Below are 17,241 nucleotides of genomic sequence, written 5' to 3' on the forward strand. Positions count from 1 at the left end.
ATTATGTCTGAAGTAAGTGAGAAAAAATGGTATGTTGTTCGTGCAGTAAGTGGGCAAGAAAACAAAATCAAAACATACATCGAAAATGAGATTGCTCGTTTAGGTATGCAGGATTATGTTGATCAAGTATTGGTGCCAACAGAACGCGTAATACAAATTAGAAACGGTAAGAAAATTCATAAAGAAAAAGTGTTTTTCCCTGGTTATATCATGGTGCAAGCCAATTTAACTGGAGAGGTACCACACATCATAAGATCAGTTACTAACGTTATTGGTTTTTTAGGTGAAACTAAAGGAGGCGACCCAGTGCCATTAAGACAATCTGAAGTTAATAGAATGTTAGGTAAGGTTGATGAGCTTTCAGTGGAGGAGACAGCAAATGTTGCGATTCCATTTACTAAAGGTGAAACAGTGAAAGTTATCGATGGTCCTTTTAATGGATTTGATGGAACGATTGAGAAGATAAATGAAGAGAAACGCAAACTTGAAGTGATGGTTAAGATTTTCGGAAGAAAAACGCCATTAGAATTAAGTTATATGCAAGTTGAAAAAGTATAATAGTGTTACATTAAGATAGATGCATCTTTCGCTTCCAAAAGAAAGATAGCATCAAAATTAAATTATTAAAAATGGCAAAAGAATTAGGTAAAGTAGTTAAGTTACAAGTTCGGGGAGGTGCTGCGAATCCATCGCCACCGGTTGGACCCGCTTTAGGAGCTGCAGGTGTTAACATCATGGAGTTCTGTAAGCAATTCAATGCCAGAACCCAAGATAAGCCAGGTAAAGTATTGCCAGTGGTTATATCTGTTTACAAAGACAAATCATTTGACTTTGTAATTAAAACTCCACCAGCAGCAGTTCAATTATTAGAATCTGCAAAGGTGAAGAAAGGGTCTGGAGAGCCAAACCGAAAAAAAGTAGCTAAAGTATCTTGGGATCAGGTTAAAACCATCGCAGAAGACAAAATGGTAGATTTAAATGCATTTACAGTTGAGTCGGCTATGAAAATGGTTGCTGGTACAGCAAGATCGATGGGAATAACTGTAACAGGGAAATTTCCTTCTTAATCTATTAAAGACATTAGAAAATGGCAAGATTAACAAAAAAGCAAAAAGAAGCTTTAGCGAAAATTGAAAAAGGTAAAATTTATTCTGTTGATGAAGCATCAGCGTTAATAAAAGAAATTACCAATACTAAGTTCGACTCATCAATTGATTTGGCTGTGCGTTTAGGAGTAGATCCTCGTAAAGCTAATCAAATGGTTAGAGGTGTGGTTTCTTTACCACACGGAACAGGTAAAGATATGAAAGTATTAGCATTAGTAACACCAGATAAAGAAGCAGAGGCGAAAGAAGCTGGAGCTGATTATGTCGGTTTAGACGAGTACCTTGATAAAATCAAGAGCGGATGGACAGACGTTGATGTTATTATTACTATGCCAAGTGTTATGGGTAAGTTAGGTCCTTTAGGACGTGTATTAGGTCCTCGTGGTTTAATGCCTAACCCAAAAACTGGTACGGTAACTATGGATGTTGCTAAAGCCGTAACAGAAGTAAAAGCTGGTAAAATTGACTTTAAAGTTGATAAAACTGGTATTGTACATGCTGCTATAGGAAAAGCATCATTTAGTGCTGATAAAATTGCAGGTAATGCAAATGAATTATTAACAACATTAATGAAACTAAAACCGACAACTGCAAAAGGTGTTTATGTAAAGAGCATTTTTATGTCTTCTACCATGAGCCCAAGTATTGCTGTTGATCCTAAGATTGGTTAGTTAAGTTAAAACTTTTATTATGACAAGAGAAGAAAAATCATTAGTAATTGAGGAGTTAACTGCAGAATTAGCTAATAATGCAAATATCTATTTAACGGATATTTCAGGATTAAACGCAGGAACTACCTCAGATTTACGTCGTGCCGCTTTTAAGGCAAACGTAAAAATGGCAGTCGTTAAAAATACGTTACTTGAAAAAGCAATGGAAGCTTCAGATAGAGAATTTGGAGAATTACCATCTGTTTTAAAAGGAAATACATCTGTGATGTACTCTGAGACAGGTAATGTACCAGCTAAGTTGATAAAAACGTTTCGTAAAAAATCAGACAAACCTTTATTAAAAGGTGCGTTTATTGAAGAAGCAGTTTATATTGGCGATGAGCAATTAGACATGTTAGTAGACATCAAATCTAAAGAAGAATTGATTGGAGAGATTGTGACATTATTACAATCGCCTGCTAAAAATGTTGTTTCAGCACTTAAATCAGGTGGAGGAACATTAGCTGGACTTATTAAAACACTATCTGAAAAAGAAGGATAGTATTAAATAGTACGCACTTTATTACAATTATATTATTATTACAAAATTATTAAAACGATAGAAAAATGGCAGATTTAAAAGATTTCGCAGAACAATTAGTTAACCTTACTGTAAAAGAAGTAAATGAGTTAGCAACTATATTAAAAGATGAGTATGGTATCGAGCCTGCTGCTGCTGCTGCAGTTGCTGTTGCTGGTCCTGCTGCTGGAGGTGAAGCTGAAGAAGCTCAAACTGAATTTGATGTTATCTTAAAAGCGGCTGGTGGTTCTAAATTAGCAGTTGTAAAACTTGTTAAAGAATTAACTGGTTTAGGATTAAAAGAAGCTAAAGGTTTAGTTGATGAAGCACCAAGTGCTATCAAAGAAGCTGTTACTAAAGATGAAGCGGAAGCTTTAAAAGCATCTTTAGAAGAGGCTGGAGCTGAGGTTGAGCTTAAGTAAGCTTTAAAACTCAACAATACAAAGGTTTAGGTTTGTCCCGCAAAAAGCGGGATAACACCTAGACCATTTTGCGTATATAGTATATACCAAAATAAATTGAAAAATGGTTAGCAGATATGAAAAAGGATTTGAACCATTTAACTAGTGTTTAAAAGCACTATCACTATTTTTTAATCAAAATTTCGTCCATTGATGTTATCAACACAAGCTGAAAGATTAAATTTCTCGTCTATAATAAATAAGACAGCCTATCCAGATTTTTTGGATATCCAGATTAAATCCTTCCAAGATTTTTTCCAATTAGAAACAAAATCTGAGGAAAGAGGAGATGAAGGTCTCTATAATACCTTCATGGAAAACTTTCCAATTACAGATTCTCGTAATCAATTCGTTTTAGAATTTTTAGATTATTTTGTAGATCCACCACGATATGCCATTGAAGAGTGTATTGAAAGAGGACTTACTTATAGCGTTCCCCTCAAGGCTAGGTTAAAGTTATATTGTACAGATCCTGAACATGAAGATTTCGAAACCATTGTTCAAGATGTATACTTAGGAACTATACCTTACATGACACCTTCTGGTACATTTTGTATTAACGGTGCCGAGCGTGTAGTAGTATCTCAATTACACCGATCTCCTGGTGTTTTCTTTGGTCAGTCTTTCCATGCTAATGGAACAAAATTATATTCAGCTAGAGTTATACCATTTAAAGGATCTTGGATTGAGTTTGCTACAGACATCAACCAAGTTATGTATGCTTACATTGATAGAAAGAAAAAATTACCTGTTACAACACTTTTCCGTGCTATCGGATTTGAGCGTGATAAGGATATATTGGAGATTTTTGACCTTGCCGAAGAAGCTAAAGTTTCAAAGTCAGGATTAAAAAAATATTTAGGAAGAAAATTAGCTGCCCGTGTATTAAATACTTGGCATGAAGATTTTGTAGATGAGGATACTGGAGAAGTTGTATCAATCGAGCGTAATGAAATTGTACTTGATCGTGATACAGTTCTTGATAAAGAAAATATAGAAGAAATTCTTGAAGCAGAAGTGAAAACGATTCTTTTACATAAAGAAACGTCAGAACAAGGTGATTATGCTATTATTCATAATACGCTTCAAAAAGATCCAACAAACTCTGAAAAAGAAGCTGTTGAACATATCTATAGACAATTACGTAATGCCGAGCCACCAGATGAGGAAACAGCACGTGGTATTATAGATAAGTTATTCTTCTCAGACCAACGTTACTCTTTAGGAGAAGTAGGTCGTTATAGAATGAACAAAAAATTAGGTTTAGATATTGGAATGGATAAGCAAGTGCTTACCAAAGAAGATATCATAACCATTATAAAATATTTAATTGAGCTTATCAACTCTAAAGCAGAGATTGATGATATTGATCACTTATCTAACCGTCGTGTACGTACCGTAGGTGAGCAGTTGTCATCTCAGTTTGGTGTTGGTCTTGCTCGTATGGCTCGTACTATTCGCGAACGTATGAACGTTCGTGATAATGAGGTATTTACTCCAATTGATTTAATTAACGCTAAGACTTTGTCGTCTGTTATTAATTCATTTTTTGGAACAAATCAATTATCTCAATTTATGGACCAAACGAATCCATTAGCTGAAATTACGCATAAGCGTCGTTTATCAGCTCTTGGACCAGGTGGTTTATCTAGAGAGAGAGCTGGTTTTGAGGTGCGTGATGTACACTATACACACTACGGGCGTTTATGTCCTATTGAAACACCAGAAGGACCAAACATTGGTTTGATTTCTTCACTTTCAGTATTTGCTAAAGTGAATTCTATGGGATTCATTGAAACACCATATAGAAAAGTTACGGATGGTGTTGTTGATATTAAAAATGCACCAACATATTTAAGTGCTGAGGAAGAAGAAGAAAAATTAATTGCTCAAGCAACTGTTGAAGTTGATAATGACGGTAAAATTTTACATGATAAGGTTATTGCCAGAATGGAAGGTGATTTTCCAGTAATTGATCCTAATAACCTGCATTATACTGATGTAGCACCTAATCAAATTTCATCTATATCTGCTTCGTTAATTCCTTTCTTGGAACATGATGATGCGAATAGAGCCTTGATGGGATCTAACATGATGCGTCAGGCAGTTCCATTATTAAGAGTTGATGCACCTATTGTAGGTACTGGTTTAGAGCGTCAAGTAGCATCTGATTCTAGAGTATTAATTAATGCTGAAGGAACTGGTGAAGTACTATATGTTGATGCTAATGAAATAAAAATAAGATACGATCGTACTGAGGATGAAGCTAAAGTAAGTTTTGATAGTGATATTAAATCATACCAATTAGTAAAATTCAGAAAAACAAACCAAGGAACTTCTATTAACTTGAAGCCAATTGTGGTTAAAGGTGATAAAGTTACTAAAGGTCAGGTTTTATGTGAAGGTTACGCCACCCAACAAGGTGAATTAGCTCTTGGACGAAACATGAAAGTAGCCTTTATGCCATGGAAAGGGTATAACTTTGAGGATGCGATTGTAATTTCAGAAAAAGTGGTACGTGAAGATATATTCACATCTATCCATATTGATGAGTATTCTTTAGAAGTTAGAGATACTAAGTTGGGTAATGAGGAATTGACAAACGATATTCCTAATGTATCTGAAGAGGCAACTAAAGACTTAGATGAACATGGGATGATTCGTGTTGGTGCAGAAGTTAAGCCTGGTGATATTCTTATTGGTAAGATTACACCTAAGGGAGAATCTGATCCAACTCCTGAAGAGAAATTATTACGTGCTATTTTTGGAGATAAAGCAGGTGATGTGAAAGATGCATCTTTAAAAGCTTCGCCGTCATTACATGGTGTGGTTATCGAGAAAAAATTATTTGCAAGAGCTGTAAAAGATAAGCGTAAGAGAGCACAGGATAAAGATGATATTTTGGCACTAGAAGCTCAATATGACAGAAAGTTTGATGAGTTGAAAGATGTTTTAGTCGATAAACTTTTTGCTATTGTAAATGGTAAAACAGCTCAAGGTATCTTTAATGATTTAGGTGAAGAGGTATTACCAAAAGGTAAAAAGTTCACACTTAAAATGTTAAATGCTGTTGATGATTATGCACACTTAGTGTCTGGGAAATGGACAACTGATGATCATACAAATTCATTAGTAGCTGATTTAATTCATAATTATAAGATTAAGGAAAATGATCTTCAAGGGTCTTTACGTCGTGAGAAGTTTACTATTTCTGTAGGTGATGAGTTACCAGCGGGTATTATTAAACTGGCTAAGGTTTATATAGCTAAGAAACGTAAACTAAAAGTAGGAGATAAAATGGCAGGGCGCCACGGTAACAAAGGTATTGTTGCTCGTATTGTTCGTCAAGAAGATATGCCTTTCTTAGAAGACGGAACACCTGTTGATATTGTATTGAATCCTCTTGGTGTACCATCTCGTATGAACATTGGGCAGATTTATGAAACTGTATTAGGATGGGCTGGTCAGAAATTAAATCGCAAATACGCGACACCAATTTTTGATGGAGCAACTATCGATCAAATTAATGGATTCACAGACGAAGCTGGAATTCCAAGATATGGTCATACTTATTTATACGACGGTGGAACAGGACAACGTTTCGATCAGCCAGCAACAGTTGGTGTGATTTACATGTTGAAACTTGGTCACATGGTTGATGATAAAATGCACGCACGTTCTATAGGACCTTACTCATTAATTACGCAACAGCCTCTTGGTGGTAAAGCACAGTTTGGTGGTCAGCGTTTTGGTGAGATGGAAGTTTGGGCACTTGAGGCTTATGGCGCATCAAGTACCTTACGTGAGATCTTAACTGTAAAATCTGATGATGTTATTGGTAGAGCTAAAACTTACGAAAGTATTGTTAAAGGTGAACCAATGCCAGATCCAGGGTTACCAGAATCATTCAACGTACTTATGCACGAATTGAAAGGTTTAGGTTTAGACATCAGATTAGAGGAGTAGTTAATTAATTAAATTCATTTCAACCATATATTATGGCAAGAAAACAAGATAAAAATACAGTTAAGAGGTTTAATAAAATCTCAATTGGTTTAGCATCACCAGAGTCTATTTTAGCAGAGTCTAGAGGTGAGGTTTTAAAACCAGAAACTATTAATTATCGTACACACAAACCAGAACGTGATGGTTTGTTTTGTGAGCGTATTTTTGGTCCTGTAAAGGATTATGAGTGTGCTTGTGGTAAGTATAAAAGAATTCGCTACAAAGGTATCGTTTGTGACCGTTGTGGTGTAGAGGTAACAGAGAAGAAAGTACGTCGTGATAGAGTAGGACACATTAATTTAGTGGTGCCTGTTGCTCATATCTGGTATTTCCGTTCTTTACCAAATAAAATAGGTTATTTATTAGGATTACCGTCTAAGAAATTAGATATGATTATTTACTACGAACGTTACGTAGTAATTCAACCAGGTAATGCTAAAAATGAGGAAGGTGAGCCATTACAAAAAATGGATTTCCTTACAGAAGAAGAATATTTAAATATTCTTGAAGAGTTACCTCAGGATAATCAGTACTTAGATGATTCAGACCCAAATAAGTTTTTAGCTAAAATGGGTGCTGAATGTTTAATTGAACTTTTAGCTAGAATAGATTTAGAATCGTTATCATACGAGTTACGTCATAAAGCAAATACTGAAACATCTAAGCAACGTAAAACAGAGGCTTTAAAGCGTTTACAAGTTGTTGAAGCATTACGTGAATCAAATAATAACAGAGAAAATCGTCCAGAATGGATGATTATGAAAGTTATTCCAATTATTCCGCCTGAATTACGTCCTTTAGTACCGTTAGATGGTGGACGTTTTGCAACTTCAGATTTAAATGATTTATACCGTCGTGTAATTATCCGTAATAACCGTCTTAAGAGATTGGTTGAGATAAAAGCTCCAGAAGTTATTTTGCGTAATGAGAAACGTATGTTACAAGAATCTGTAGATTCATTGTTTGATAACACTCGTAAATCATCAGCTGTAAAAACGGATTCTAATAGACCATTAAAATCATTATCAGATTCACTTAAAGGTAAGCAAGGGCGTTTCCGTCAAAACTTACTTGGTAAGCGTGTGGATTATTCGGCACGTTCTGTAATTGTTGTTGGGCCAGAATTAAAATTATTTGAATGTGGACTGCCAAAAAATATGGCAGCAGAGTTATACAAGCCTTTCGTAATTAGAAAACTAATTGAAAGAGGTATTGTAAAAACGGTAAAATCTGCAAAGAAAATTATAGATAAAAGAGAGCCTGTGGTTTGGGATATCTTGGAAAATGTTCTTAAAGGACATCCAGTATTACTAAACCGTGCGCCTACTTTACACCGTTTAGGTATACAAGCTTTTCAGCCAAAATTAATTGAGGGAAAAGCAATTCAGTTACACCCATTAGTGTGTACTGCATTTAATGCCGATTTTGATGGTGACCAGATGGCGGTTCATTTACCACTTGGGCCAGAAGCTATTTTAGAATGTCAATTATTAATGTTGGCATCTCATAATATTTTAAATCCTGCAAATGGTTCTCCAGTAACGGTACCGTCTCAGGATATGGTACTTGGTCTGTATTATATGACTAAGTTACGTAAGTCTACGCCTGAAGTTCCAATTCAAGGTGAAGGATTAACTTTTTATTCTCCAGAGGAAGTAGAAATTGCTTTCAATGAGAAACGCGTTGATTTGAATGCAGGTATCAAAGTTAGAACTATTGATATTAATGAAGATGGAAAGCTAGATAGAATGATTGTGGATACGACAGTTGGTAGAGTATTATTTAACCAACACGTTCCTCAAGCAGCCGGATATATCAATCAAGTACTGACTAAGAAATCGTTGAGAGATATCATTGGTGATATTCTTAAAGTGACTTCTGTTCCGGAAACGGCTGATTTCTTAGATGCGATTAGAACTTTAGGGTTTAAGTTTGCATTCCAAGGTGGTTTATCATTTAGTTTAGGAGATATTATTATACCACCGGAAAAGCAGGGTATGATTGATAAAGCCAATGGTTTAGTTGACGGTATTACTGGAAACTATAACATGGGACTTATTACTAATAACGAACGTTATAACCAAGTAATTGATATTTGGACATCGACAAATGCTGAATTGACAGAATTGTCAATGAAGCGTATTAGAGAAGATCAGCAAGGATTTAACTCGGTGTTTATGATGCTTGATTCTGGAGCACGTGGATCTAAGGAACAGATTCGTCAGCTTACAGGTATGCGTGGATTAATGGCAAAACCTAAAAAATCTAATGCAGGTGGGGGTGAGATTATTGAAAATCCAATTCTTTCTAACTTTAAAGAGGGACTTTCAATTTTAGAATACTTTATTTCTACTCACGGTGCACGTAAAGGTCTTGCGGATACGGCTCTTAAAACGGCGGATGCAGGTTATTTAACACGTCGTTTAGTTGATGTATCTCAAGATGTAATTATCAATACTGAAGATTGTGGTACATTAAGAGGTGTAGAAGTTGAGCCATTGAAGAAAAACGATGAAGTTGTTGAAACTTTAGAAGAAAGAATTGTTGGTCGTGTATCATTGAATGATGTTCATAATCCATTGACTGATGAGCTATTAGTTTCTGCTGGTCAATTAATTGAAGATGATATTGCTAAATCTATTCAAGCATCTCCTATTGAGAGTTTAGAAGTGCGTTCAGCCTTAACATGTGAAGCATTAAAAGGTATTTGTTCTAAATGTTACGGGCGTAATTTAGCAACCGGTAAAATGGTACAGCGAGGTGAAGCTGTTGGAGTTGTAGCTGCGCAATCTATTGGAGAGCCTGGTACACAGTTAACATTAAGAACATTCCATGTAGGCGGTATTGCAGGTAATATTTCAGAGGACAATAAATTAGCCGTTAAATTTGATGGTATTGCTGAAATTGAGGATTTAAAAACAGTTAAAGGTCAAGACAATGAAGGAAATGATGTAGATATCGTTATTTCTAGAACGTCTGAACTTAAACTTATTGATAAGAAAACAGGTATTGTTTTAAGTACAAATAATATTCCTTACGGTTCTACCATTAATATTAAAAATGGTGACAAATTAAGTAAGGGAGATGTGGTTTGTACATGGGATCCATATAATGGTGTAATTATTTCGGAGTTTGCTGGTAAAGTGAAGTACGAAAACATCGAACAAGGGGTAACGTATCAAGTAGAAATTGATGAGCAAACAGGTTTCCAAGAAAAGGTAATTTCTGAATCAAGGAACAAAAAGCTTATTCCTACGCTTCATATTGAAGATTCTAAAGGAGAAACAATTCGTTCATACAATTTACCAGTAGGAGCCCATTTAATGATTGATGATGGAGAAAAAATTAGTGTTGGTAAAATATTAGTTAAAATTCCTCGTAAGTCAGCTAAAGCGGGTGATATTACTGGTGGTCTTCCTCGTGTAACAGAATTGTTTGAAGCTCGTAATCCTTCTAACCCAGCGGTAGTTAGTGCTATTGATGGTGTGGTTTCTTTTGGTAAGATAAAAAGAGGTAACCGTGAGATTATTGTTGAATCTAAGTTAGGAGATGTTAAGAAATACTTAGTAAAATTATCTAATCAAATTCTTGTTCAAGAAAATGATTATGTAAAGGCAGGTATGCCACTATCGGACGGGTCTATTACGCCTAACGATATCTTGAACATCAAAGGCCCTTCAGCCGTTCAGCAATATTTAGTAAATGAAGTACAAGAAGTATATCGTTTACAAGGTGTGAAGATTAATGATAAACACTTTGAAGTTGTTGTTAGACAGATGATGCGTAAAGTAAGAATCATTGATTCTGGTGATACTATTTTCTTAGAAGATCAATTGGCTCATAAGGCAGATTTCATTAAAGAAAATGATGATATTTTTGGAATGAAAGTAATTGAAGATGCTGGTGAATCAACAAATCTTAAAGCAGGACAAATTATTTCTCCTCGTGAGTTGAGAGATGAGAATTCTATTTTAAGGAGAGAAGATAAACAACTTGTTGTTGCAAGAGATGCACAGCCTGCTACGGCTACACCAATCCTGCAAGGTATTACAAGAGCGTCGCTTCAAACGAAATCGTTTATATCTGCAGCATCTTTCCAAGAGACTACTAAAGTACTTAACGAAGCAGCTGTTGCTGGTAAAGTTGATTCTTTAGAAGGATTGAAAGAGAATGTAATTGTTGGTCATAGAATACCAGCAGGTACAGGTATGAGAAGTTACTCTGATATCATTGTGGGATCAAAAGAAGAGTTTGACGAAATGATGCAAGTAAAACAAGAGTTAAATTATAATTAATTAAGTTTCTGCAAAATCGAAGATTCACGAATGCATTATTTGAAGGTGATCATCGATGAGTAATGCAGAAGCCTACAATACAAAAAGCCTTCATGTATATTAATATACTTGGAGGCTTTTTTAATAAGAAAATTATTATGGCAGACGAAAAAGACAAACAAAAACAAGGGCAAATCAATATTGAACTGGATGAAAAAGTAGCGGAAGGAACTTATTCTAACCTCGCAATAATTAATCATTCGGTCTCTGAGTTTGTAGTTGATTTTGTAAATATTATGCCTGGAGTACCTAAAAATAAGGTGAAATCTAGAATTATATTAACTCCACAACATGCAAAACGTTTATTAAAAGCTTTAGGAGAAAATGTGACACGGTTTGAAAATGCTCATGGTGAAATTAAAGATTACGAGCAACCACCAATCCCGTTAAATTTTGGACCTACGGGTCAAGCCTAAAAATTATATATATAGAAAATTTATAGTTGCTCTAAATTTTTATTGAGCAAATATGTATAAATTGATTAGTTAGACTAAAGTCAACGATTAAATAAAAAGCCTTTGGAATTTATTCCAAAGGCTTTTTATTTTTACATTAAAATTATTAAAAACTATGAATTATGAGTTTTGTAATAAGTATAATTTATACTTTTAAAAACCCTACTTCGTTTAATGGTGATTTTTACGCGTTTATTAACTTGTTAAACATAATTTACTCTTAGGTGTTCAAAAGCCCTTTAAAAAAGCCTATAATGACTTTTTTGTTAGGTTACCGTTTTATTAAAAGAAATTTGAGTGACACACCGGACATATTTTTACTTGGTTAATATTTTTTATAAAAACACAGTTATTTATTCAAATTCAGAGGTGAAATGAAGTTTTACATTTGGATATTTTTGTTGAGTCATTTGTAGAGAAAATGGTGAATCTGCCAAAAATACCAACTGATTTTGTTTGTCTTTAGCTAAAAAACGTTGTTTAACCCTAACAAATTCTTTGTATTCGTCTGTATTCGAATTAGAAGGATCTACCCAACATGCTTTATGAACATTCAAGTTTTCATAGGTACATTTTGCTCCGTATTCGTGTTCTAATCGATATTGAATAACTTCATATTGTAAGGCACCAACGGTTCCAATAACTTTTCTTCCATTAAGTTCTAGCGTAAATAATTGAGCAACACCTTCGTCCATGAGTTGGTCAATACCTTTAAATAATTGCTTAGATTTTAAGGGATCTGCGTTATTAATATACCTAAAGTGTTCTGGTGAAAAACTAGGAATTCCTTTATAATTTAAAACTTCACCTTCAGTTAAGGTATCACCAATTTTAAAAGTGCCAGTATCTTGCAAGCCTACGATATCACCGGGATAGGAGATGTCTACTATTTCCTTTTTCTCAGCGAAAAAAGCGTTAGGGCTGGAGAATTTTAACTTCTTTTTATTTCGTACGTGTAAATACGGAGCGTTACGCTTAAATTCTCCAGAAACAATTTTAACAAAGGCCAAACGGTTTCTATGATTGGGATCCATATTAGCATGAATTTTAAAAACAAAACCGCTAAATTTTGATTCATCAGGTTTAACAAGCCGTTCTTCACTCTGTTTAGGTCTTGGTTTTGGTGCAATTTCTACAAAGCAATCTAGTAATTCCCGTACACCAAAATTGTTTAAAGCTGAACCGAAAAACACGGGTTGGAGATTTCCTGCTAAATAAGCCTCTTTTTCAAAATTAGGATATATACCTTCAACTAGCTCTATTTCTTCTCGAAGTGTATCGGCAGCATCATCTCCAACTAAGCTGTTAAGTTCAGGAGAAGATAAATCAGATATTTCAATGGTTTCTTCTATATCTTTTCTACTATCACCACTAAACAGATTTACATTTTTTTCCCAGATGTTATATATGCCCTTAAAATCATAGCCCATACCAATAGGAAAACTCAAAGGCGTTACTTTTAAACCTAATTTTTGCTCAACTTCATCCAACAAATCAAAGGCATCTTTTCCTTCTCTATCCATTTTATTTATGAATACAATCATTGGGATGTTTCGCATTCTACAGACTTCAACTAATTTTTCAGTCTGTTCCTCGACACCTTTTGCAACATCAATAACTACAATAACACTATCAACAGCCGTAAGTGTTCTAAAAGTATCTTCAGCAAAATCTTTGTGTCCAGGGGTGTCAAGAATATTAATTTTAATACCGTTGTACTCAAAAGCTAATACAGAAGTGGCTACCGAAATACCTCGTTGGCGCTCTATTTCCATAAAATCGCTAGTTGCTCCCTTTTTAATTTTATTGCTTTTTACAGCACCTGCTTCCTGAATAGCACCACCAAAAAGGAGTAATTTTTCTGTGAGCGTAGTTTTACCCGCATCAGGATGCGAAATGATTCCAAAAGTCCGTCTGCGTTCTATTTCCTCTAAAAAGCTCATAATATTAAATTTCGGCAAATATAAATGATATTGTTCGCTATACGAATATCTTTTATAATTTAAGTCGAATCTTATAAGTATTTAAAAATTAGAGAAATTATTCTTAAAGTTTTCTAATGTTTTTTAATGAAATTAAAAGCGCAATAAATCTCTGATTTGAGAGCGTCAAAAATTGCTTTATAGTTGGAATATGTAGTTCATCTAATATTATTAACAAATGTTAAAAAAAGTAAAATATAGTCATTGTGAAATTATATATTCACAAATATTTTTTTGAAAACCATAGTTTTTTTGGAAAATATAAACTTAGAATTTGGGGGATTTCTTTAATCTTTAATTTAGACTATAATTAATTGGGCTAATACTTTGTAATGGCTTGTTACGGCTATAGAAAGTTATTAACCATGATTTTTAATAAGTTCTTCCAATCCTTTGTATTATGGACTATTTATGTCCATATTTTTATATATTAAATTAGAGTAAAATATATTGAATAACAACATTTCTCTCTGTATGAAGGTTAATTTACGAAGGCAGCATTTACGGCGTGTAAGTGTTTATCTTTTTTTACTTTTTATATTTTTTATTTTTTCTAATAGTGCATTTGGACAAGTTTGTTCCACTCAATCATTTAGTGGTCCGGCCGTTGCAATTCCAGATAATACACCCTCAGGTGTTTCTCGGACAGTTTCATTTAGTGAAAATAGGCCCATTACAGATGTAAACGTTACTTTAGATATTACACATACGTGGGATGGAGATTTAAGCATCTCATTAACCAGCCCAGCCGGAACAGTTATAGATCTTTCTAGTGGTAATGGTTTTTTTGGCGATGATTATACGAATACGGTTTTCGATGATGCTGCAGGTACGGCAATTACTGCGGGTCTTCCGCCATATACAGGGACGTATAGTCCAGAACAAGCATTAAGTAGTTTTAATGGTGAAAATCCAAATGGTACTTGGACGCTTACAGTGGTTGATGGAGCGGGTGCTGATACTGGTACATTAAATAGTTTTTCTGTAGAAGTATGTATTGCGACTACAGATTTAGCGGTAGCAAAAACAGTAAATAACAGCACACCGAATGAGGGTGATACTATAATTTATTCATTGTCGGTTACAAATAATGGTACTGTTCAAGCAACAAATGTTAGCATTACCGATATTTTACCTACTGGAGTAACTTATGCGAGTGATGATGGTGCCTATGTATCAGGAACGGGGGTTTGGACAATTGGCACATTGAATAATGGAGCTAGCACTACGCTTAATATTACAGCCACAGTTAATGCAGGGACTAATGGATCGAGTATTACGAATACGATTACAGCAATAAGTGCAGATCAAACCGATAGTAATACGACTGCCGATGATTTAAGCGAATCTATTACTGTATCTGGTACGGGTGGTGGTGTTGATCAACCTCCAGTCGTAACAGCTTCAGGAAACGAATATTTATGTCCAGGTGTTGGTAATTCGCAAAATATTGCAACGAGCATTAGCATTACAGATCCTGATGACACGACTACTGATGCAGTATATATTCAAATATCATCTGGATATGTGAACGGAGAAGATATCTTGGCGCTTAGTAGTCCAGGTTCTCATCCTAGTATTACAGCTACTTTTGACGCCACTCAAGGAGAACTATCGTTGCAAGGACCTGCTACTTTCGCAGAATTTGAGGATGCTGTTTTAGATGTTTTATATTCTAGTAGTAATGCAAGTGCAACTGGAACTAAACAATTTTCAATAACTCCGGGAACTGCAAATTATTTGCCACCTACTGATCATTATTATGAGTTTGTAACATCCCCGGGTATTTCATGGACAGCTGCTAATACGGCAGCAAATGCAAGAACATATTTTGGTTTACAAGGTTATTTGGCAACATTAACAACCCAGGCTGAAGCTGATTTTTCAGGGGCACAAGCAACAGGTGTTGGATGGATTGGAGCAAATGATGTAGCTACAGAAGGAGATTGGCGTTGGGTAACGGGGCCAGAAGGTCTGGCAAATGGAGGAACTGGAACACCATTTTGGAGCGGAAATACAGGAGGAACTACTGTAGCACCAGTCAATTTTGCTTTTTGGAATCCTGGTTTAGAACCAAACAATTGTTGTGGTGGAGAAGATTATGCGCATATAACAGATATTACCATTGGTCCGGTAGGATCATGGAATGATTTGCCAAACGCGGGAGGTTCAGGTGCTTATGCCTCTCAAGGGTATGTTGTTGAGTATGGAGGTACCCCAGGAGATCCAGTTTTAAGTATTAGTGCTACAACTACAATTAATTTAACATCTATTTCAATTTCATCTCAACCTGGAGATGATTCAATTTGCGCAGGAGATAATAGTAGTTTTAGTGTTAGTGCTAGCGCACCTAATCAAACTTTAACTTATCAATGGCAAGTAAGTACAGGAGGAGCATTTTCAGACTTAAGCGACGGAGGAATTTATTCAAATGTAACAACAGCTACTTTAAATATTACTTCGGCCTCGGTTACCGAGAATAATAACCAGTATAGAGTTGTTATTAGTAGTAATGTTCCTGGATGTGGACCTTTAACGTCATCTGCAGGAACATTAACAGTTGATGTTTTAGATGATGCAACATTCAATTATAACGCTGCAGCATATTGTGCAGATGCTTCAGATCCAACGCCAACAATTACAGGTTTGACTGGCGGAACCTTTAGCTCAACTGCGGGTTTAAGTATTGATGGAAGTACAGGTGTTATTGATTTGAGTGCATCCACACCTGCTACCTATGCAGTAACGTATACTACATCAGGGACTTGCCCTAATAGTAGTAATATAAATGTAACAATTAATGTGGTGCCAAGTGCTCCTATAGTGAGTACTCCCGTGGAATATTGTGTTGGTGATACGGCATCAGCTTTAACCGCAACAGGGACTAACTTATTGTGGTATACGGTATCATCAGGTGGTACAGGTAGCTCTACGGCACCGACACCAAGTACGGTAAGTGCCGGTAGTACATCTTATTATGTAAGTCAGACAAATGGTGCTGGTTGTGAGAGCGCAAGATCAGAAATCGAGGTGGAGGTTTTTGCACCTGTAAATATTTTTTGCGAAAGATACCGTATTCGGGATGCTTCTAATGTTTGGGGACCATGGATAGCATTTACCGGAGGTAGTTGTACTATTCCTCTTTGTGATGATGGCGGATTTCAGGATATCCAATTCGATGGAGGGCCTAATATTAATACTGGATGGGTTTGGACTGATGAAGATGGAAATGTAGACTCTGAAGTGGATGAGATAGTACGGTTTGATAATATTGGGATGGATGACGCAGGTACTTACACAGGAGTTTATACAAGTCCAGATGGGTGCGTTTCTAATATATCGTTTGATGTTGTTGTAAATGCATTACCCACAGCCGAGGCAGGCCCAGGATCAGAGATTAATTGTAACAATCTAACGATAACCTTAGACGGAACAGGAACCACTATAGCAGGAGTCACATATTTATGGAGTGGCGGAACAATAGATAGTGGAGGAACCACTTTAAGTCCAGTAGTAAGTGCCGCTGGTGTGTATACTTTAACCGTAACAAATACTACTACAGGTTGTGTGGCAACCGATACAGTTACGATTACAGAAGATATATTAGCTCCCACGGCTGATGCAGGGGCTCCTGCAGAACTGACTTGTGCGGTAACGACCTTAGTTTT

The 17,241-nt window shown here is 35.5% G+C and carries 10 protein-coding genes; 9 read left to right on the top strand and 1 reads right to left on the bottom strand.

The window, feature by feature from the left end; genetic code table 11:
* Positions 1-3 precede the first annotated feature (3 nt).
* The 8 genes from nusG (at position 4) to Q0857_RS11090 (ending at position 11,552) form a co-directional block, all read left to right on the top strand.
* Complete coding sequence (gene nusG, locus Q0857_RS11055) at positions 4-558, top strand: transcription termination/antitermination protein NusG (protein ID WP_298535058.1); 555 nt, start codon at positions 4-6, stop codon at positions 556-558.
* A 71-nt stretch (positions 559-629) separates the two neighbouring features.
* The gene (gene rplK, locus Q0857_RS11060; RefSeq protein WP_298535060.1) at positions 630-1,067 is read left to right on the top strand and encodes a 50S ribosomal protein L11; all 438 of its coding nucleotides are present in this window, start codon (positions 630-632) and stop codon (positions 1,065-1,067) included.
* A 20-nt stretch (positions 1,068-1,087) separates the two neighbouring features.
* Positions 1,088-1,777, top strand: a complete 690-nt coding sequence (rplA, locus tag Q0857_RS11065; protein WP_298535063.1) for a 50S ribosomal protein L1 — start codon at positions 1,088-1,090, stop codon at positions 1,775-1,777.
* 19 nt (positions 1,778-1,796) lie between these two features.
* The gene (rplJ, locus tag Q0857_RS11070; RefSeq protein ID WP_298535065.1) at positions 1,797-2,318 is read left to right on the top strand and encodes a 50S ribosomal protein L10; all 522 of its coding nucleotides are present in this window, start codon (positions 1,797-1,799) and stop codon (positions 2,316-2,318) included.
* Positions 2,319-2,383: 65 nt separating this feature from the next.
* Positions 2,384-2,758, top strand: a complete 375-nt coding sequence (rplL, locus tag Q0857_RS11075; RefSeq protein WP_298535067.1) for a 50S ribosomal protein L7/L12 — start codon at positions 2,384-2,386, stop codon at positions 2,756-2,758.
* A 192-nt stretch (positions 2,759-2,950) separates the two neighbouring features.
* Positions 2,951-6,763 carry a DNA-directed RNA polymerase subunit beta gene (rpoB, locus tag Q0857_RS11080; RefSeq protein ID WP_298535069.1) on the top strand — a complete coding sequence of 1,271 codons (3,813 nt, stop codon included), beginning with the start codon at positions 2,951-2,953 and terminating at the stop codon, positions 6,761-6,763.
* A gap of 32 nt (positions 6,764-6,795) precedes the next feature.
* On the top strand, positions 6,796-11,097 hold the full coding sequence (gene rpoC / locus Q0857_RS11085) for a DNA-directed RNA polymerase subunit beta' (protein ID WP_298535073.1): 4,302 nt from the start codon (positions 6,796-6,798) through the stop codon (positions 11,095-11,097).
* A 137-nt stretch (positions 11,098-11,234) separates the two neighbouring features.
* Entirely contained in the window at positions 11,235-11,552 is a 318-nt protein-coding gene (locus Q0857_RS11090) for a DUF3467 domain-containing protein (RefSeq protein ID WP_298535093.1), read from the top strand.
* A 392-nt stretch (positions 11,553-11,944) separates the two neighbouring features.
* Here the strand turns inward: Q0857_RS11090 and Q0857_RS11095 are convergent, their stop codons facing one another.
* Positions 11,945-13,534 (bottom strand): peptide chain release factor 3, encoded by a 1,590-nt coding sequence (locus Q0857_RS11095; RefSeq protein WP_298535075.1) that lies wholly within the window; start codon positions 13,532-13,534, stop codon positions 11,945-11,947.
* 513 nt (positions 13,535-14,047) lie between these two features.
* On the opposite strand from Q0857_RS11095, the gene Q0857_RS11100 reads away from it, so the two are divergent.
* On the top strand, positions 14,048-17,241 hold a 3,194-nt coding region (locus Q0857_RS11100; RefSeq protein ID WP_298535077.1), incomplete at its 3' end, for a proprotein convertase P-domain-containing protein.

Origin of the sequence: uncultured Algibacter sp. (genome assembly GCF_947495925.1) — a bacterium.
Taxonomy (GTDB): Bacteria; Bacteroidota; Bacteroidia; order Flavobacteriales; family Flavobacteriaceae; genus Algibacter_E.

Bases quoted from the DNA above. Each gene is read 5' to 3' on its own strand.
- nusG (WP_298535058.1), top strand. From the start codon at position 4: ATGTCTGAAGTAAGTGAGAAAAAATGGTATGTTGTTCGTGCAGTAAGT.
- rplK (WP_298535060.1), top strand. From the start codon at position 630: ATGGCAAAAGAATTAGGTAAAGTAGTTAAGTTACAAGTTCGGGGAGGT.
- rplA (WP_298535063.1), top strand. From the start codon at position 1,088: ATGGCAAGATTAACAAAAAAGCAAAAAGAAGCTTTAGCGAAAATTGAA.
- rplJ (WP_298535065.1), top strand. From the start codon at position 1,797: ATGACAAGAGAAGAAAAATCATTAGTAATTGAGGAGTTAACTGCAGAA.
- rplL (WP_298535067.1), top strand. From the start codon at position 2,384: ATGGCAGATTTAAAAGATTTCGCAGAACAATTAGTTAACCTTACTGTA.
- rpoB (WP_298535069.1), top strand. From the start codon at position 2,951: ATGTTATCAACACAAGCTGAAAGATTAAATTTCTCGTCTATAATAAAT.
- rpoC (WP_298535073.1), top strand. From the start codon at position 6,796: ATGGCAAGAAAACAAGATAAAAATACAGTTAAGAGGTTTAATAAAATC.
- Q0857_RS11090 (WP_298535093.1), top strand. From the start codon at position 11,235: ATGGCAGACGAAAAAGACAAACAAAAACAAGGGCAAATCAATATTGAA.
- Q0857_RS11095 (WP_298535075.1), bottom strand. From the start codon at position 13,534: ATGAGCTTTTTAGAGGAAATAGAACGCAGACGGACTTTTGGAATCATT.